Below are 17,651 nucleotides of genomic sequence, written 5' to 3' on the forward strand. Positions count from 1 at the left end.
GACCCGGTCCACACCGCAAAGATGGCCGACAGGTACGGGGTTACGGGCCGTAGAGCGGCAGCCTGGTTGCAAGTGACACCCCTCACGCTGGTATTCGTCGTGTTTTTCCTGGTGCCGCTGGTGATCACATTGGTTGTCAGTTTCTGGGACTACAATGAATACCAGATCATCCCGGCGTTCACCCTCAAGAATTACGCAACCGTTTTCGACAACTGCTTTTCGGGAAATGTGTGCGTCACACTCCGCACCTACTGGTCCACCTTAAGCCTGACCGCCATTACGTGGTTCATTACGCTGGTATTAGGTTTTACAATCGCCTACTTTCTGGCGTTTCACGTCCGCACCGTTGCCATGCAGACGGTCCTGTTCCTGCTTTGCACGATTCCATTCTGGACGTCGAACGTGATTCGGATGATCTCCTGGATTCCGTTACTAGGCCGGAACGGCTTGGTGAATGACGCGCTGATCGGATTGCACATCGTCAATCAACCAGTGGAATGGCTGTTGTACTCACGGTTTTCCGTTGTTCTTGCGTTCGTGCACCTTTACACGTTCTTCATGATCGTGCCGATCTTCAACGCGATGATGCGTATCGATCGCGGTTTGCTCGAAGCCGCACGCGATGGAGGGGCATCCCCCTGGCAGGTAGTGCGGCATGTGGTGGTGCCTTTGTCACGTACCGGCATCGTCATCGGATCGATCTTCGTGATCACGATCGCGATGGGCGACTTCCTGACGGTCGGCGTGATGGGAGGGCAGCAAGTGGCATCTGTCGGCAAGATGATTCAGGTACAGACCGGCGATTTGCAATTCCCACTAGCGGCAGCGAACGCCATCGTGTTGCTGATTGTCGTGCTGATGATGGTATGGGGGTTGACCCGCGCCGTCGATATCCGAAAGGAGTTGTGAGATGAAATCCCGCGTCGCGCCGGTCCGTGAACGCCGGCCCGCCAGTTTCTATGGGCTCGCCGCCATTTTCGCGCTGTTCGTGCTGTTCCTGTATGGGCCGGTCATCACGATCTTCATCTTGTCGTTCCAGGGGCCGGAAGGGGGGCTGACATTCCCGATGCGGGGGATGTCACTGCATTGGTTCAGTTCCTTGGCAAATGGTCTCGGCGGCGTGGATATCTGGGGTGCCTTCGGCCGATCGATGCGCTTGGCACTCGTAGTGACCGCGCTGACCGTGTTGTGCTCGGTCTGTGCGGGGCTGGCCTTCCGCAAAGTTTTCCGCGGCGCGGGGGCAGTGTTCTATCTGTCGATATCAAGCCTCATCATGCCGTCGATCATCGTTTCACTCGGTATCGGCCTGATGTTTCGCCTGATCGATCTTGGTGTGAAATCGACGGCCACCGCGTTGGGCTTTCAAAACTTCGCCGATAACTACACCACGGCCATGGGCCTATACACCTCGGCCCTGGGCGCGCATCTAACCTGGACCTTACCTTTCGGGTTGTTGGTCATGTTCGCTGTTTTCAATCGATTCAACCCGGCCTTCGAAGAGGCAGCGCGCGACCTCGGCGCCACACCGTGGCAAAGCTTCCGCCATGTGGTGCTGCCGATCATCGGACCCGCCGTCATCGGCGTCGGCATGTTCGGCTTCACACTGTCCTGGGATGAGATCGCGCGGACGTCACAAGCCATCGGCGACTTGAACACCTTACCGCTCGAATTACAAGGGCTGACGACGTCCGTCACGACACCAGCCATTTATGCATTGGGAACGATGACCACAGTCCTTTCGCTGACAGTAATGATAGGAGGACTGTTTGTGGTGCGCGCGTTGGGAGTACGTCGACAAAAAACGGCTTAATGATGTGTTGCGCGCGCGTGCCGCTTTTGCATGCGATAGCGTGCCCGCGATTGGTCACCGCGAGGTTTTTAAGATACTCTTTGCCATTGATCGCGTCCCTGACGTCCTGATTCCCCGCATCGCTTCGGCACGGGAGCTTTTCGCGCCTCGCGCCTGTCACCATGCTTGCCGTATTTCACGCACTGTCTCCCATCGTTTTGTTGATTGCCGTCGGCTATTTGGCCGGACGGGTAGGGTGGGTCAAGTCCACCTCGCTTGGGGATTTCTCGAATATCGTCTTTTGCGTCCTCGCGCCGGCGCTTCTTTTCCGGACAATGAGCAAGGTGCATGTGGCGGAACTGGATTTCCGTCCGGTGGCAATGTATTTTTTTGCCATGTGGGTTGTTTTCTTTGCCGTGTTTCTGCAGCAAGGCCGCAATCGTCGTGGCGCCGTGATGGGGCTAGCAAGTACGTTTTCGAATACCTTGATGATCGGCGTGCCGTTGGTCAATATCGCGTTCGGCGACGCAGGCCTGGTTACGTTGTTCGCCCTCATCTCGGTACACGCTTTCATCATGCTGACGATGGTCACGGTCGTGCTGGAGTTCGTCGTCGTCAACGAACGATCCGCGCTTGCGATCGCGGCAGGCGCTACCGTACCTATTGGAGTCGCGCGCTGGCGGCATTTGATGCGTACGGTTGCCAAGGCGATGAAGGGTTCGATCCTTCACCCGATTCCGCTGCCCATTTTGTGCGGAATTGCGTATGGCCTTACCGGATTACCGGTGCCCACGCTGGTCGACGAGCCACTTAAGATTCTCGGTAACGCATTTTCCCCAATGGCATTGGTTTTGGTAGGGGTTACCCTGGCGTCCAGTCCCGTCACATCCGGGCTGAAAGCCGCATTCACGCTTGCCGTGATGAAAAATCTCGTGCATCCCGCCGTATTCATTGTCACCGGCTTGCTGCTCGGACTGACCGGTCTACCCTTCAAGGTCATGGCCGTTGTTGCTTCATTACCCATAGGGGCGAATGTCTACCTCTTCGCGGTTCGCTACCGTACCGCAGAAACCGAGGTGACCGCCAGCGTGGCCCTGTCGACAATTCTAGGCGTCGCAACCACGGCCTTGTCGATGGGTATCGCGCAGTGGTTACCGAATTGACGACATGATGGTCGTGTCGATCGACACGTATGCGCCAGCGTGAGTGCGACTGCCGTGTTGCAACCTGGTTATCGACAAAAACAATCTATTTCGTGATCGTCGACGATACCGCAGGCTTGCATGAAGGCGTAAACGATTGTCGGACCGACAAATTTGAAGCCACGCTTCTTCAGAGACTTGGAAATGGTCTCGGAAAGAGGGGTGGTAACGTATCGGGTGACGCCATTTCCGCGCAGAATCTTGCCGTCGGTAAAAGACCAGATGAAATCGGCGAACTCCTCACCGTTTTTCTGCATTTCGCAATAAATGCGTGCGCCGTGGATGGTCGCCTCTATCTTTGCCCGTGAGCGGATGATACTGGCGTTGCCGAGCATGCGCACGATATCGGCTTCACCGAAGCGCGCAACTTTCTTCGGATCAAAACCGGCGAATGCCGCGCGAAATGCCTCACGTTTGTGCAATACCGTGACCCATGCAAGTCCCGCCTGAAACCCCTCCAACATCAGCAACTCCCAGAGCGCGCGACTGTCACGCAGTGGCTTGCCCCATTCGGTATCGTGATAGGCCTGCATCTGCGGGTCCGTTCCGGCCCAAACACATCGCGTTCGCGCAGGCGTGGCTTTCTTTGCAGCGGTTTTGGCTATCATGAGGATGCGATGTCAAACGACTGAAGAAACCGTAGTGCCAGGATGGTGCCACCACGTGGCGAGCATTTTTAGTAAAAGCGGCAAGACCGAAATCGTCACCATATTGCGAACGATGTTGTCGCTCAACGATGCATCGGCGGACGGAGTCACAAGGGGGCCGGCGGTGACTATTTACCGTGACGCCGCCGTTCGGTATCGAATCGATCAGGCAGTCCGCGGTGAAAGAGGCGAGCGTGCGCTCTCTGCCTGACGTTGCCGCCTGAATTGCAGAATCGTGTGCCCGAAATCAACGACCGCTTGTTGCAGCACGAATTTTCTCGTCTGTTTTGTATTGGCTCAACGCATAAACAGACCAGATTGCGGCAGGTATCCAACCAATCACGGTAATTTGCAGTAGGAGGCAAATCAGGCCTGCGAAAGGGCGTCCGATCGTGAAGAACTGCAACCACGGGAGAATCAAGGCAAGCAGCAAGCGCATGGCGAACAGGCACGAGGCCGAAGTAGTATAGTCAGCTGGTAGCATAGCAAATCGTAAGCGACATCAGGCAGATTTCCGACCAGATCCGCTATACGGGACGGTCGAGGATGGGTGTGTTCGGGCATGTTCGAGCAAACCTGAGCGGTATCCGACATCACTACCTGCCGCAGATCGGAGAAGCGGATGTTAATACACGGTAAAATTCCGGTTGACCTTCCACTTTTACGGTATCGCATGCCTGACATCGCTCCGCAGCATCCAACGCTCGACCGCGCCTACGACGCGTTTCTTTTCGATATGGACGGGACGCTGATCAACAGCATTCCCGCCACGCTACGGATCTGGACGGCCTGGTGCCAGAAAATGGGCTTGGACGCTGAATCAGTGATACCGCATATTCATGGCGTGCGGGCAATCGACACAGTCAAGCGTTTCGCCCCCACCTGTGCTGATCCCGAAAAAGAGGCGGCATGGCTGAACGCGGCGGAAATCGCCGATCTCGACGGCGTCACCGCGTTGCCAGGCGTCTTGCGCTTCCTTAATAGCCTGCCGCCTACTAGGTGGGCCATCGTTACCTCAGCAAGCGAGGCGCTGGCGCTGGCGCGCCTGGATGCAGCCGGGATCGCCGTCCCACCCGTACTGGTGACTGCCGAGCAGATTCAGCACGGAAAGCCAGCCCCCGATCCCTACTTACATGGCGCAAGACGCCTGGGTTTCACTGCGCCGAACTGCCTGGTCTGGGAAGATGCGCCTGCCGGCGTCCGCTCCGGCGAGGCTGCTGGTAGCAACGTCGTGGTCATCACGGCAACGCACGACCATCCGGTCAATACGCCCCACCTGGCTGTGCCGGATTATGCAAACCTCGCGATTCAGTCTGAACCAGGCGGCATGTTGCGGCTACGCGTCGTTGCTGGCTGACCCGTCTCACTAGCCGGACGACTTGCCGGCACGCTTTTGCTAAAGCGCAAGTGGCTTTTGGATCGGTTCATTGATAGATGAAAAAGCGTTGAATGACGTTCCGGCGCCAAGGGACGGGCGCTACCAGGTGCTATCGCCGGCGCGCGCGTCAATATTGTTACGCATGACCTTGGCTTCCGCTTCAATGTACTCGATGAAAGTCTGAGTAAGCGGTGATAGTTTTCCTGTTTTACGAATGAGGCAAGCAATCTTGCGCGACCATCGCAGATCAGGCGCCGGTATGACCGCGAGGCCCAATTGCTCCGCGATAGGCCGATGCTGGGCGCTGCAGACCCCGATCATGTCGCTATTCGCGATCAGCGTGAACACGCCGACCGGTGATCCATAGGTACTTTCTACTTGCACATTGGGTCCGTCCAATGCGTGTTTCCTAAAATAGCCATCGATTCGTTGACGCGCCGAGACGTGCGTCGAGGGCAGGATCCATGTCCAAGCCGCTATTTCCACCGGGGTTACCGCATCCCTTGCCGCACACAGAGGATGCCCTTTTCTGCAGACAATGGATGTTGGTTCATCAAATAGTATTCGAGCACGTATCTCGTCTGGCAGTTGACTAGGAAGGGGAGAAACGGCAATGTCGATATCCCCATCGATCAAGGAGCGCAGCAATCCATCGGACAATTGCACCTTGATTTCCATGCGCATTGCAGCACGTTTTCTCAAGAGTGCCAAAAAAGCCCGACCCACTAACGGCTCGGCGGCAGGGGCCGCCCCCACGCGTACTTTTGCAAGTTGTCCCGCGTGTAATTCTTCGATTTGATTCAGGGACTGCTGAAAGCCCGCCACCAGACCGCGCGCGTGTTCTTGAAAAGCCGTACCGAATTGCGTCAAACGCATTCCTTTGGGAGTACGGTCAAACAGCGGAACATGCAACTGTGCCTCAAGCCGGCGTATCGCCTTGGTAAGCGCCGGCTGACTCATACCCACTTCCGACGCCGCCCTGTGTAGCAAGCCCGTTTCGGCGACAGCGATGAAATAGCGAAGGTCGGCGAGGTTCATGTGATTACCAAAAGTAATTGAGTTTCAATAAAGCATGCTTGCTCGGATAATTTTCGCTGTCAATACTTGATTCATCACCGACATATAGGTAAATGGTTCTCGCGATTCTCTTGAAACGCGTGTGGACATTTTCGGCAAGTACATCAAGATGAGCGCGAGGCTCATCACCTGGTAAATCGAAAAAAAGGAACGGAAAATGGCAAAGATGAAAATCGAAGGATCATTCGTTGCACTAATTACCCCTTTCAATCGAGATGGATCGATTGACTTCGAAGCGTTTCGAACGCTACTAAAATTTCAAGAAGATAACGGTACAAAAGCCATCCTTTTCATGGGTTCGACAGGCGAAGCATCCATGCTGACGCCGGATGAGCGTAAGCAACTGATTGCCGAAACGGCAAAGATGAAGACCGGGAAAATGGCCTTCTTCTATGGGTGTACGGGCGGCAACACCGATATGACAATCGCCAATATCAAATTCGCGAAAGATGCCGGGGCAGATGGCGCGATCCTCGCCGCGCCGGCTTATATTTGTGCCCCAGAAACAGACGGTGAGTCGTTTTTCCTGGAAGTGGCCGATGCGACCGATCTGCCGCTAGGTATCTATAAGGCTAAAAGTGCCCAACGCCCATAAATGGAAAATCCATCCGTAACCCTTGTCAGATGAGGCTTTGGGGAGGGCGGGCGAGTCGTTACGCGGGCGAGCGTCGCGTGAAGACATGCTCGATCTGTTGCGTGCGCCGCACCTCGTCGTCGTCGAGATAGACCGAGGTCGTGGAAATCGATGCGTGCCGCAGGTTATCGCGCACGGTCGTGAGCGTTGCCCCACCGGCCAGTGCGTGTGTCGCGTGCGAGTGTCTCATCCAGTGCGGCGTGGCCTGTCGCAGTTTGTCTGCGAGAGGTGGATGGTCGGCTTCGATGGCATCGGCCGCGTCGCTAAAGAACCGGCGCAGCATCTGCCTCAGGCGCGGCGTGGTGATGCCGCACGGCTCGCCGAGGTGACCCAGTATCGGCGTATCAGGTGCCCATCGGGACGGCGTGACGGGCAAACCGCGTTGTGCCAGATACTGGTCCAGCGCGAAGCTTGCGAGTGACGGCAGGACCACCTTGCCGGGTTTCGCTCCCTTACCCGTGAGGTGAAGCCAGCGCTCACCGCGTGCGCCATGCTCGATGCCGCCGAGTGTCACACCAACCAGTTCGGCGGCCCGCAGGCCGGTCGCGTAACCGAAGTCGAGCAGAAATCGCAGGCGCTGTGCAGCCGGCACTGCCCAGCCATACGACCACTCGAGCCCGTCGGCGATCGTGCGTACCAGCTCCCATTCGCCAGTCGTAAAGGCCCGGGATCTGTCCAGTTTGCCCTTGCGGCGCGCACCACGCACCTTGAGACCCGCGAACGGATTGGCCAGCACATAACGTTGCTCGATCAGCCAGCGGAACATGGCGCCGAGCACCGACAGCGCATAGGCGATGGAATCCGACGACAGTGCCCCCGTAAACGGCCGCCATTCGGGCGACGATCGTGGCCGCGCGGGTGCAACCCAGCGAGCGCGGGGCGCGGGGTGGCGCAGGAAGGCACGCCAGGCCGCCGCATCCTCGCTGGTCAGTGACGATAACGCCTTGCCGCGTTCGACAATGCCCCACAACAGCAGCCGTTCTGCCTCGCGGCGGTAGGCGCGCTGCGTGTCACGGGCTTCGTGCCGTTCGAGCCACGCGTTGATGGCCTGCCAGTCGTTATCGGCCTCGAGCGCGCACATGGATTTCGGCGCACGAAAAAGGCCGCGCGAACCATCGACTTCGCGTGGTACGAGGATGTTTTCCCACGGCACCACACCCTCGGGGGATGTAACGGCAACCAGTGCGCGCGCCCGCTCGGTGAGCGCGGGATGAGCCGCAAAGAATGCTTCGATACAGCGTGCGCTGCGCTCGCCGAGTCCGGCCACCGGAAGCCACCAGCGCCGCCGGCGGGGGATGCGTACGGTCAGATCGGCGAGCGTATGGATACCGTGCCGATGCAGGACTGCTACAACCCGTGCCGGTAGCCAGACGTCGACCTGGTCAGAGACCTGAGGTTGTGGGATCTGCAGCGATGGCAGTATATCAAGCGCCCGGCTGGCCGCCTTGCGATAAGACTCACGTTCATCCGCGGGACACTGGAAGAGTCTGGCCACATCCTCGCGATGCCGACTGAGGGCAAATTCGACGATCTGCCGGCGAATGCGGCCGATTACGCCGCGTGCTGACGTACCGTCCCCGAGCGCTTCAGGTTGATAGCGCTCGACAGCCTCACGCGAACCCATGCCAGCGTACCACGCGCGCAGCACGGATAACGACGGGGTATCGGGAAATGTGAAGGATGGGTCTATGTTCGGCATCTTTCGATTATAGATACGACAGCGCGATGGTGTGCCAGCCAGGTGAGACGCGTTTTGCAAAACGGAAGTTTTAGTATAAAACAGAAGTCTATCGCTAATAAGCCTTAGCGATAGACATTCGAGAGCGCTCACCTCCATGTGACCGACGGACCGATTCAGACGCTGTGCCGTCGGGTAAAATGTGCGCAGCGATTGCCTTCCATTGTCTTCAGCGAAAATCTCCTCATGACCAGCACATCGCGGTCCATCAGCATTGCGCACGACCACACTCCGTCAGCACTGTCAAAAGCCCGGAAGACATTCAACTCACTGATCGGGCAGATAGGCAAACGACGCAAGCGCCTGCGCGACTGGGAAACGGTGACGCCAGTCTTCCAGAAGCAATATGTCGATGAAATTCTGCCCCTCGATAAAACGTCGGCACAGTTGCAGGCACCGGATGGCGCGCCGTCTCGACCAGGCCCATGACCAGTTGACCCAGGCTGAACGCCGCAAGGTGGCGCTCGTGATTGTCGATCTGGCGGGCGAGCTGATAGGCGGCGAAGACGACGAAGGGCAGATGAAGATCATCCACGACAGATACAGTCCAGAGAGCTACGACAGTCAGGTGGCCGCTGAGGTCGACGGGATGAAGAGCATGATCGAGACGATGTTCGGCGTTGACCTGGGAGACGATGAAGACCTGAATTCCCCGGAAGATCTGCTGCAGCGTGCGCAGGTCCATCTCCAGCAGGCCCAGGCGCAATGGGAAAGCGAGAATGTGCAACGCGATACCCGGCGTGCGAAACGGAAAAAATCATCCAGACAGCAGGCCGCCGAGGCGCGGGCACAGGAGCAGCAGGCGCAGGTCAACCTGTCCCTGCGCGAGGTTTACCGCAAACTGGCCAGCGCGTTGCATCCTGATCGTGAAACCGACCCTCAGGAGCGGGAGCGCAAGACCTGTCTGATGCAGCGTGTGAACGAGGTCTACCAGAAAAACAATCTGCTGCAGTTACTGGAACTGCAGCTTGAACTCGAGCACATTGACCAGCACGCGCTCAACGGCCTGAGTGAGGAGCGGCTGAAGCACTACAACACGATCCTGCGGGGTCAGGTGCGCGAACTCGATCAGGAAATCCTTCACGTCGAATCGGCCTTCCGGGATGCGTATGGGATGGATCCGTTCGGCCCGATATCACCCGATACGGTCCTGCGTGATCTTGCCAGCGAGATCGGGGAATTCCAGAACAACATCTGGACTCTCGAGCAGGACCTTGCAGCGTTCGAAGATGTCAGGAACCTGAAACGCTGCAAGCTCGTACGCGCCAGGCCAGAGTTCGAATTTGCACCGTTTTGATGTGGAAGGAGACGCCTGTGCTTGACTATCAGTTGCTGAAAAATCATGCCGGCATTTTGCTCGTCGGCGACTACCATTCGCTCATCGAGCTGCACGAGGTCGTCCATGACGTCAATGAACGCTCTCCCTTGATCCCGCAGGAAGAAGGGCCATTTCTAGGCCTCGCGTATGATGTGCGCAAGGTTTATGAGCAGCAGCGGGAAATCCTGCAACCGCCCGAAGGCTACGAGGAAATGGGCGTGCGCTACGGTGTGGAGATTCTCTGGCCCGTTCTCCTCGTGCAGCATCGGATGCTTCGGGTCTCACTCGGATACCTTGACCATTCCAGGCGGCATCAGGCCATCACCTACTCGCTGGAAGCGGTCATCGAGGCGGCATTGCGGGAAGACTTTGGTGCGCAGGGGCAAGCGATGGTCGATCACTGGCTACGAATCGATCCCACTGCGGACATCTTCGAAAAACTCGACAGCCGGGGCGCCATGTTCTGTTCCTGGTCGAAGGCCGAGCGGGCGGGTCGCCTGGCTTCGCTGCTGCTGAGCTTCGACTTTATGTACGACCGTTATTCCACGCCTGCGAACGGACGGCACACCCCGGAATCGATATCACCTCGCGAACTAAAGCGATGGGAAGGCGTTGAATGGCCTGACCCGAACTGGTAACCAGAAACCGCCCATGCATGCACCGGAGCGCTCGCACCGTCTGTCGATCCTCACCCGGCAGGAGATCGACGATCTCTATGGCGTGCCGCGCTTTACCGGCGAGGAGCGTCAGACGTATTTTGAACTCGACGAACCGGAGTCGCGTGCGGTCCACTCCCGCACGACACCTGTTGCCGTTCACCTGACGCTGCAGCTTGGGTACTTCCGGGCGAAGCGGCAGTTCTTCGATTACAGCCTGGAGGCGGTGCGGGAGGATCTGGACTATGTCGTGCGGCGGCACTTTCCCGAGGTAGATCCGGCTACTATCAGTCTGCCGTCCCGTCCCACACGGCGAGCCCTGAGGGACACCATTCTCGATCTGTCCGGATATCGCCTGTGCGACAGCGTAGCGCGCGAGGACCTTGAACGTCGCGCACAGCGTATCGCCATGCGCTCGACGCAACCTGTCTACCTCCTGCGCGAGATGTTGCAGTACCTGAGCCAGCAACACATCGTCGCCCCGGCCTACGCCATCCTGCAGGACATGACCGGTCGGGTCGTGACCAGCGAGCGCCAGCGCATCACTGCACTGCTGGATGAGGCGCTCACGCCAGACATCGCACACCAGATTGACGCGCTGCTGCAGGCCGACGAATCCGCCTACCGGATCACGCTTCTGAAGCGCGAACCGCGGGATTTCAGCTGGCGTGAACTGCGCGAGGAAGTGGCCCGCCGACAGTCCTTCGCCTGCCTGCACGAATTTGCCCGAAGCTTTCTCGAGCTCGCCGGCATCTCAACCGAGAGTGGCCGGTATTACGCGTCGCTCGTCCGGTACTACACCGTCTACAAGCTCGGACGCATGCCGGCGCGGGTCGCGAGACTTTATCTGCTGTGCTTTGCGTTTCACCGGTTCCGGCAGATCAACGACAACCTGATCGATGCATTCATCCATCTTGTTCGCCAGTACGAGAAGTGGGCTCGCGCTGCAGCCCAGGAGGCCATGCTCAAGGCGCAGTCTGATGCGGGTTCGCGCCTTCAGGCCGCGGGCAAGGTGCTGGGCCTGTTCGTCGACGAGACGATTGCGGATAGCACGCCGTTCTCGAAAGTTCGAAAGCAGGCCTTTGCGCTACTCGAGCGCGAGCAGTTCGAGCCGGTGTCGGGCTATCTGCGCAACGTCGCCTTTGATCGCGCCGGCTTCGAGTGGGCGCACTACGCAACGCTGTCAGCGAAAATCAAGCGCAACCTGCGGCACCTGTTCTGTGAACTTGAGTTCTCCGGTCGCATCGAGGATGCGCCGCTCCTAGAGGCCATCGCATTCCTGCATGATCTGCTGCGCAATGGCCGCTCGCTGCGGCAGGTGAAACCGGCCACGTTTCCCGTGGCGCTGATCCCGAAGAACCTGCAGCGTTATCTTTATACATCGGAGCCGGGCCGGAAGAAACAGCTCGATGTCGACCGTTATGAATTCCTCGTCTATCGGCTCCTGCGCAATGCGCTTGAAGCGGGTGACGTGTACGGCGAGGACAGCACGGAGTATCGCCGGTTCGAGGACGATCTGATCAGCGATGTCCGTTGGGAACAGAAGGACGCGCTGCTCAGGGACATCGGCGCGCCGGTTCTGCTCGCGCCCATCGAACAGACCCTGACGATGTTCCACGATGCAATCGACGCCAGCTTCAAACGCGTCAACGAGCGTATCGACAGCGGCGAGAACACGCACATCAACATCGGCCAGCGCAAGGGCGTGCGCCGGTGGACGCTGCTCTACCCTGAAATCGACGAAACGGTCAACGGATCGTTTTACGGCCAGTTGCCAGGCGTGAGCATCGCCAATCTGTTGTGGTTCGTCGCGGGCCGTACGGATTTCCTGAAGGCATTCACTCATGTGCTCGAACGTAACGCACGCCAGGATGCCGATCCACGTGAAATACTCGCCTGCGTGGTCGCCATGGGCACGAACATGGGGCTGCGCCGGATGGCCGAAGTCTCGGGCCTGAGCTACGCGAGCCTGCTCACCGCCGCCAGGAACTACCTGCGCCCGGAAACCCTGCATGGGGCCAACGATGCGATCAGCAACGCCACGGCCAGCCTGCCGGCGTTCCGGCTGTTCGACATCCGCGACGAGATTCATTCGAGCAGCGATGGACAGCGTTTCGAAACGCAGATCGACACGTTCAACGCCCGATACTCGCCAAAGTACTTCGGTCTGGACAAGGGCGTGAGCGCCAGCACGCTGGTCGCCAATCATGTACCGGCCAATGCGACCATCATCGGCACACACGAGCACGAATCCCATTACGTATTCGACCTGCTCTACAACAACACGTCCGACATCCAGCCCGATCGCCACTCGACCGACACGCATGGCACGAATCAGGTCAATTTCTTCACGCTGTTCACGTTCGGCTACCAGTTCGCGCCGCGCTATCGCAATCTGCACAAAAAGATCGATCGCCTGGTCGCCCGTCACCCGCCGGGTCATTACAATGAAGACTGGCTGATCCGGCCGTCGCGCAGGTCCGACGACGAACTGATTATCCGCGAGTGGCCCAACATCCAGCGCATCATGGCCTCGCTCGCGCAGAAGAATGTGACGCAGGCAACCATCGTACGCAAGCTCAGCAATTATGCCCGCCAGAACCAGACAAAGAAGGCGCTGTGGGAACTCGACAATCTGTGCCGCACGCTCTACATTCTGGAATTCATCGATGATGTCGGGTTGCGCCAGAGTGTGCAGAAAGCCCTGAACCGCGGCGAAGCCTATCACCGCCTGCGCCGTGCGATTGCCTTCGTCAACGCTGGCAGGTTTCGCGTGCAGACAGAGGCTGAACAGCAGATCTGGAATGAATGCTCGCGGTTGATTGCCAATGCGATCATTCACTACAACACGGCATTGCTTTCGCGGGTGTACGAGCAGAAGCGCGCCGCGAGCGACGATGCCGCAATGGCGCTGATCGCCAGCATGTCGCCCGTCGCCTGGCAGCACATCAACCTGTTCGGGGCATTCGAGTTCACGCCGGGCGGTGCCAACGTCGACATCGATGCGCTGGCCGCGTTCTATGCCGATCCAGCGTGGTGGAGCAGGATTGCCCGGCCGGGGCAGACACGGCCGGACGTATAGCTGCCATGCGCAGCATTCGCCCCACGGGAAGTCCGGCGGACCGATCACGGAGAATCGCATGGGTGAGGCAAAACGCCGGGCAAACGAGGCTGCTGCATCGATTACACCGCAACAGCGGGAGCTCGCTGAGCGCATCGACGCGCAGATGCAACGTTTCCAGGCCGCAGGGCTGGACGAAGCGGAGATCATGGCGGCAATGGTCGACCATATGCCTGACTTCCATCGCCTGATGACGGAGCTGGAAAACGCCGCCATCAATCTTCTGGCGCGTGAGTTTGCCGGCTTCTATCGCTATGCGAAAATCGTTGAAACGGTTGCCTCAGGTATTGCAACGGGGCAGATTCAGGTGCCCGGCAAGGAGCGAAGATTTGCCGACGAGCACCGGATCGCCGCCGCGATCGACCAGCGCGTGCGTCAACTTGAAGCAAACGGCATCCGCGGCGCAGCCTGCTTGCGCATATGGCTGCCTATACGCCCGAGCTGCAACGGCTCTGGAACACCACCTCCAACGAACTGCTCGTGTCGCTGTGCCAGACGTACCCAGGCCTGTACCGCTATGGCGAGCTCTTCGAGCAGGCATGGCTCAAGGATGCCGGCAGGACAAAGTCCGGACAGGAGCTGCCTGATTCCATCAAGCCCACCGTCCTGCGCCTTCTCTCGGACGGCGCGACGCTCGAGCGCGAGTTCCAGACGATTCTCGATGCCCGTCCGCAGCGCGATCTCTGGGTGAAGGCCGAACTGCTGGAGCACACCTGGCAGCAGTGGACCACCTTGCTTGCGCAATTGCCTGCCCTGTTGCTGCAGGCCGATGTCCCGGAAGTCTCCCGGGAAACGATGCGCGCCATCTTTGAGCCCATGGCGCTGCGGATCGAAAACCTTCGCACCCAGGTTCAGCGCCCGTAAACCCGATACGTCCTCCCGAAAGCCTTGTCTGGCAGGAGGTACAGGGGGATTTTCCATTTATGGGCGTTGGGCACTTTTAGCCAGCTTCTCGCAGGCAAAGGTTGGACCGAAGTCAGGATAGCGTTTGGCGATCAACGCAAGAGCGCGCTGCGCCACGCCAGGAGCCAATTGATGGTTGCTCGGACGAGCACGTTTGCGCGAGACTAAACCCGCCGGACCTTCGAGGCGATATCGCACGCACAAACGCTCGACCTGGCGCACGCTGAGTTCCAATTGCTCAGCAGCTCGCCATGGCATCAGCACGCCATCGATAACTGCCTGAATGACCTTGATCCGTCCCAGTTCACGCATGCTCATGGTGATCGATCCAGAATGGCTCATGGCGCGCTCCCAATGCAGATTGGCGGGAGCTTAGTTTGCGCCGAAGATCAACGTGGAGCGACGTTTCTAATGATCGCAAGTACGACACTACTACTAAACGCTAGCAACCAGTTTGGTTGATAATTTATATTATGTTAAATAACATATCTACATATGAGAATTTCCGAGCTATCACACAAAGTTGGGGCGACGCGGTCGATTCAGGCGACGGTTTCCACTTTCGTGATCGATGTTATCGGGCGACTTCACGATAAAGCGTAATCACGCTGCCGTCCTGCTGCACACCCAATTGCGGTATTGCCACCCCCAGGCCGGCTCCGTGACCTGCACTGGCATAGCCGATGCGGATCTCTGCACAGCCATCTCGGTACAGAAACTGCAAATGATCGTGGTAACAGTGAAACTCTGCAGAAATCACGTTCTGCCGGGCCGCGGCAAAGTGCAAGGTCGCGGCTTGTGCAATCGCAGTGGAAAAACACTGTGGCGTAGATCTGAGCTGCGCACGCAATGCGAGGTCGTCCAGTGAGATGCCGCCGCTGAAACCGCCACATAACGGCAGACAATACTGGAGGTAACCCACAGCCTTTGTGTTAACCAAACCCTCAAACGCGCTGAAACGAAACTCTCCCTCGTTGCCGATCACCGGCAACATCGTCTCATTGATACGCGACATGGTTTGAACATCGTCGGTCCCGACCGGTGCTTGAATGGCGGCAGGCTTGAACGCGGCAAGTGCCTTGGTCCACGTCTCTACAGAGCCATCGCTTAACTGGTTCACCGCATCAACCCAGAGCGTCGCACTGTCGCCTATCGTCTCCCGGACCGCGCTTACCCGTGCGAGATCCTCCTGCAGCGTCAGACCTGCGATCTTCATTTTATAAGCGGTAAATCCCGCATTTCGATACGCGCGAAACTCCGTGCGCAGATCGTCGAGGGAATACGTATCGCGATATAAACCGCCGCTCGCATAGACCGGGGCGCTCTCGGAAACACCGCCCAGATAGCGCCATAATGGTAAGCGTTGCCCTTTTGCAACAGCGTCCCAAAGCGCGATATCAACAGCGCTGACGGCAGCCGAGACTGCCCACGGCATATCCGATGAGATTTCCTGCATTAGTGCAGCGGCTGCATCTCTTGGTGACTCGATGCAACGTCCGATCAACCGCGGTGCCACCTGCTCTGCCAGAAGCGCCAAGACGGCTTCGCAATTGGTGTATTGGGACCAGCCCTCTCCCACGCCCACCTCACCGGATGCCATTTCTATCAGCAATAATGGAGCACGCCGTTCATGCCAGCGAAAAACAGGATTCCACGCCCTGCCATCGAGCTGGCGAGAAAACGCTAATACCGTGACTTTGGCAATTTTCATCGCGCTGCTTGGGTGCCGTGCATCACGCTACGGTGCTTACCGACAGATGCGATTGTGCTGCGGTGCGTTTGCGATGAATGCGCTTTTCAAGATAACTAGCGAAACGTGTGAGCGAGAAACATATCGCAAAATAACCCAGCGAAAGCAAAAAGAACACCTGGAACGGCTGTGTCAATAGACTGTTATTAACTTGATTTGCAGCATACGTCAGTTCTTGCACGCCGATCACATAACCGAGAGACGTGTCCTTGATAGTGGTGACGAATACCCCGACCATGCTAGGCAGCATATTGTATAGCGCCTGCGGCAGGATGACGTAACGCATCCGGTCGACGTAGTTCAAGCCCAAGGCTGCGGCTGCCTGCACCTGCCCATTCGGCAAGGCTTCGATGCCCGCCCGGACCACTTCCGCTAGATACATGGCTTCGAATATCACCAATGTGCAGACCATAGCGGTAAAGCCACTCAGCGGGCGCCCGATCACGATTGGCAATAGGAAATAAATACTGAAAATCAGCATCACCAGCGGGATGCTTCGGACAAGGTAGCGCAGCAATGTCGCCGGCCGACGGATCCATCCTATCGCGCTCAACTGCGCGAGTGCGATAAGCACACTGAGGGGAAAGGCCAGGCCAATGCCGACTATCGAAAGAATAAGCGTGGCAGCAATGCCGCCCAAAGGACCATTGGGATAGGTGCCTATCAACATCAACAGCCAGTTGTCGCGAATGATCTCCAGCATCTGCCTACCTCGAAACAATACTGAAACGCCGCGACAGCCAAGCCCCAACGCCCATCAGAGTCAGCGCAAGAACGACATAAAGGACCGTGCTAACGCCATAAATATCCAGCGTCTGAAAGGTATTGCTGGCAATTTCTTTTGTCGCGTACGTCAATTCGATGGCGCCCACAATCATGGCAAGACTCGACGTTTTGACCAGTAAAACACTCCCGCTGATCAAAGGCGGCAATGCCTTCCTCATTGCCTGCGGCAGGATGACGTAGCGCATCGTGCCAAGGTAACTAAGTCCCAGCGCTTTTGCTGCCTGACGTTGCCCCAGCGAAACACCTCGGAGACCACTGCGGATGTCTTCGGCAAGATAGGCGCTGTAGTAAAGTCCAATTGCGATAGCGGTGAAAAAATATTCGCTGTGATTGGCATTTGCCCAATCTTGAATGGATTGGGGCATCACATTGGATACGCCGAAGTACCAAAGGAAGATATGCACCAAAGGGGGCACATTCCGCTGATATTCGATAAAGCAGACGACCAGGAACGCGACGATCCGGATCTTACTCATCCGGATCGTCGCAAGCGCAATGCCAAACAGAAAAGCAAGCAGCCAACTGCCGAGGGACAGCAGGATCGTCCCGAGCAGACCCGTCGCCAACAAACGGATATTATCGGGCGTCAGAATCGACAGATGGCTTGAGAGCGAACCCATGGTGTTTTATTCGACCCGGCTATGCGGTGACT

17 protein-coding genes and 1 pseudogene are annotated in these 17,651 nt (G+C 57.8%); 10 read left to right on the plus strand and 8 right to left on the minus strand.

The genetic code is table 11. The features are described 5' to 3' along the window. Positions 1 to 21: 21 nt before the first annotated feature. From SJQ66_RS04440 to SJQ66_RS04450, 3 genes are all read left to right on the plus strand, one after another. Positions 22 to 909, plus strand: coding sequence for an ABC transporter permease (locus SJQ66_RS04440; protein WP_024904353.1), 888 nt, complete (start codon positions 22 to 24; stop codon positions 907 to 909). A gap of 1 nt (position 910) precedes the next feature. Continuing rightward, the gene (locus SJQ66_RS04445) at positions 911 to 1,810 is read left to right on the plus strand and encodes an ABC transporter permease (RefSeq protein ID WP_024904352.1); all 900 of its coding nucleotides are present in this window, start codon (positions 911 to 913) and stop codon (positions 1,808 to 1,810) included. Between the two features lie 161 nt (positions 1,811 to 1,971). Then, positions 1,972 to 2,952, plus strand: coding sequence for an AEC family transporter (locus SJQ66_RS04450; RefSeq protein WP_024904351.1), 981 nt, complete (start codon positions 1,972 to 1,974; stop codon positions 2,950 to 2,952). Between the two features lie 68 nt (positions 2,953 to 3,020). Here SJQ66_RS04450 and SJQ66_RS04455 read toward each other — a convergent pair whose 3' ends face one another. Next, the gene (locus tag SJQ66_RS04455; RefSeq protein ID WP_024904350.1) at positions 3,021 to 3,599 is read right to left on the minus strand and encodes a DNA-3-methyladenine glycosylase I; all 579 of its coding nucleotides are present in this window, start codon (positions 3,597 to 3,599) and stop codon (positions 3,021 to 3,023) included. Between the two features lie 286 nt (positions 3,600 to 3,885). Next, positions 3,886 to 4,077 carry a YqaE/Pmp3 family membrane protein gene (locus SJQ66_RS04460; RefSeq protein WP_024904348.1) on the minus strand — a complete coding sequence of 64 codons (192 nt, stop codon included), beginning with the start codon at positions 4,075 to 4,077 and terminating at the stop codon, positions 3,886 to 3,888. Between the two features lie 234 nt (positions 4,078 to 4,311). Here SJQ66_RS04460 and SJQ66_RS04465 point away from each other — a divergent pair, with 234 nt between their 5' ends. Next, positions 4,312 to 4,995, plus strand: coding sequence for an HAD-IA family hydrolase (locus tag SJQ66_RS04465; RefSeq protein WP_046153655.1), 684 nt, complete (start codon positions 4,312 to 4,314; stop codon positions 4,993 to 4,995). Between the two features lie 120 nt (positions 4,996 to 5,115). Here SJQ66_RS04465 and SJQ66_RS04470 read toward each other — a convergent pair whose 3' ends face one another. After that, positions 5,116 to 6,054: a LysR family transcriptional regulator gene (locus SJQ66_RS04470; RefSeq protein ID WP_320533701.1), complete on the minus strand. Its 939-nt coding sequence runs from the start codon at positions 6,052 to 6,054 to the stop codon at positions 5,116 to 5,118. 196 nt (positions 6,055 to 6,250) lie between these two features. Between SJQ66_RS04470 and SJQ66_RS04475 the strand changes: the two genes are divergently transcribed. Then, on the plus strand, positions 6,251 to 6,688 hold the full coding sequence (locus tag SJQ66_RS04475) for a dihydrodipicolinate synthase family protein (protein ID WP_320533702.1): 438 nt from the start codon (positions 6,251 to 6,253) through the stop codon (positions 6,686 to 6,688). Between the two features lie 58 nt (positions 6,689 to 6,746). Here the strand turns inward: SJQ66_RS04475 and SJQ66_RS04480 are convergent, their stop codons facing one another. After that, entirely contained in the window at positions 6,747 to 8,426 is a 1,680-nt protein-coding gene (locus tag SJQ66_RS04480; RefSeq protein WP_320533703.1) for a site-specific integrase, read from the minus strand. 225 nt (positions 8,427 to 8,651) lie between these two features. On the opposite strand from SJQ66_RS04480, the gene SJQ66_RS04485 reads away from it, so the two are divergent. The 5 genes from SJQ66_RS04485 (at position 8,652) to SJQ66_RS04505 (ending at position 14,424) form a co-directional block, all read left to right on the plus strand. Beyond that, positions 8,652 to 8,894, plus strand: coding sequence for a hypothetical protein (locus SJQ66_RS04485; protein ID WP_320533704.1), 243 nt, complete (start codon positions 8,652 to 8,654; stop codon positions 8,892 to 8,894). Continuing rightward, positions 8,866 to 9,762 (plus strand): J domain-containing protein, encoded by an 897-nt coding sequence (locus SJQ66_RS04490; RefSeq protein ID WP_320533705.1) that lies wholly within the window; start codon positions 8,866 to 8,868, stop codon positions 9,760 to 9,762. The genes SJQ66_RS04485 and SJQ66_RS04490 overlap by 29 nt, the downstream gene beginning before the upstream one ends. 17 nt (positions 9,763 to 9,779) lie before the next feature. Then, positions 9,780 to 10,421: a DUF6904 family protein gene (locus tag SJQ66_RS04495; RefSeq protein ID WP_320533706.1), complete on the plus strand. Its 642-nt coding sequence runs from the start codon at positions 9,780 to 9,782 to the stop codon at positions 10,419 to 10,421. A gap of 13 nt (positions 10,422 to 10,434) precedes the next feature. Then, positions 10,435 to 13,521 carry a Tn3 family transposase gene (locus SJQ66_RS04500; protein ID WP_320533707.1) on the plus strand — a complete coding sequence of 1,029 codons (3,087 nt, stop codon included), beginning with the start codon at positions 10,435 to 10,437 and terminating at the stop codon, positions 13,519 to 13,521. A gap of 459 nt (positions 13,522 to 13,980) precedes the next feature. Beyond that, positions 13,981 to 14,424 carry a hypothetical protein gene (locus SJQ66_RS04505; protein WP_320533708.1) on the plus strand — a complete coding sequence of 148 codons (444 nt, stop codon included), beginning with the start codon at positions 13,981 to 13,983 and terminating at the stop codon, positions 14,422 to 14,424. A gap of 81 nt (positions 14,425 to 14,505) precedes the next feature. Here SJQ66_RS04505 and SJQ66_RS04510 read toward each other — a convergent pair. The 4 genes and pseudogenes from SJQ66_RS04510 to SJQ66_RS04525 form a co-directional block, all read right to left on the minus strand. After that, positions 14,506 to 14,805, minus strand: a pseudogene (locus tag SJQ66_RS04510) (helix-turn-helix domain-containing protein); the annotation flags it as partial. A 232-nt stretch (positions 14,806 to 15,037) separates the two neighbouring features. Continuing rightward, on the minus strand, positions 15,038 to 16,174 hold the full coding sequence (locus SJQ66_RS04515) for a mandelate racemase/muconate lactonizing enzyme family protein (RefSeq protein ID WP_320533710.1): 1,137 nt from the start codon (positions 16,172 to 16,174) through the stop codon (positions 15,038 to 15,040). A gap of 22 nt (positions 16,175 to 16,196) precedes the next feature. Next, a complete protein-coding gene (locus SJQ66_RS04520; RefSeq protein WP_024906220.1) occupies positions 16,197 to 16,916 on the minus strand; it encodes an amino acid ABC transporter permease in 720 nt (239 codons plus the stop codon). A gap of 4 nt (positions 16,917 to 16,920) precedes the next feature. Further along, on the minus strand, positions 16,921 to 17,619 hold the full coding sequence (locus SJQ66_RS04525; protein ID WP_024906219.1) for an amino acid ABC transporter permease: 699 nt from the start codon (positions 17,617 to 17,619) through the stop codon (positions 16,921 to 16,923). Positions 17,620 to 17,651: the final 32 nt, after the last annotated feature.

It is taken from the genome of Robbsia andropogonis (genome assembly GCF_034047095.1).
GTDB classification, from domain to species: domain Bacteria; phylum Pseudomonadota; class Gammaproteobacteria; order Burkholderiales; family Burkholderiaceae; genus Robbsia; species Robbsia andropogonis.

Coding starts and splice junctions, on each gene's coding strand:
- SJQ66_RS04440 (WP_024904353.1), top strand. CDS start 22: ATGGCCGACAGGTACGGGGTTACGGGCCGTAGAGCGGCAGCCTGGTTG.
- SJQ66_RS04445 (WP_024904352.1), top strand. CDS start 911: ATGAAATCCCGCGTCGCGCCGGTCCGTGAACGCCGGCCCGCCAGTTTC.
- SJQ66_RS04450 (WP_024904351.1), top strand. CDS start 1,972: ATGCTTGCCGTATTTCACGCACTGTCTCCCATCGTTTTGTTGATTGCC.
- SJQ66_RS04455 (WP_024904350.1), bottom strand. CDS start 3,599: ATGATAGCCAAAACCGCTGCAAAGAAAGCCACGCCTGCGCGAACGCGA.
- SJQ66_RS04460 (WP_024904348.1), bottom strand. CDS start 4,077: ATGCGCTTGCTGCTTGCCTTGATTCTCCCGTGGTTGCAGTTCTTCACG.
- SJQ66_RS04465 (WP_046153655.1), top strand. CDS start 4,312: ATGCCTGACATCGCTCCGCAGCATCCAACGCTCGACCGCGCCTACGAC.
- SJQ66_RS04470 (WP_320533701.1), bottom strand. CDS start 6,054: ATGAACCTCGCCGACCTTCGCTATTTCATCGCTGTCGCCGAAACGGGC.
- SJQ66_RS04475 (WP_320533702.1), top strand. CDS start 6,251: ATGGCAAAGATGAAAATCGAAGGATCATTCGTTGCACTAATTACCCCT.
- SJQ66_RS04480 (WP_320533703.1), bottom strand. CDS start 8,426: ATGCCGAACATAGACCCATCCTTCACATTTCCCGATACCCCGTCGTTA.
- SJQ66_RS04485 (WP_320533704.1), top strand. CDS start 8,652: ATGACCAGCACATCGCGGTCCATCAGCATTGCGCACGACCACACTCCG.
- SJQ66_RS04490 (WP_320533705.1), top strand. CDS start 8,866: ATGGCGCGCCGTCTCGACCAGGCCCATGACCAGTTGACCCAGGCTGAA.
- SJQ66_RS04500 (WP_320533707.1), top strand. CDS start 10,435: ATGCATGCACCGGAGCGCTCGCACCGTCTGTCGATCCTCACCCGGCAG.
- SJQ66_RS04505 (WP_320533708.1), top strand. CDS start 13,981: ATGGCTGCCTATACGCCCGAGCTGCAACGGCTCTGGAACACCACCTCC.
- SJQ66_RS04515 (WP_320533710.1), bottom strand. CDS start 16,174: ATGAAAATTGCCAAAGTCACGGTATTAGCGTTTTCTCGCCAGCTCGAT.
- SJQ66_RS04520 (WP_024906220.1), bottom strand. CDS start 16,916: ATGCTGGAGATCATTCGCGACAACTGGCTGTTGATGTTGATAGGCACC.
- SJQ66_RS04525 (WP_024906219.1), bottom strand. CDS start 17,619: ATGGGTTCGCTCTCAAGCCATCTGTCGATTCTGACGCCCGATAATATC.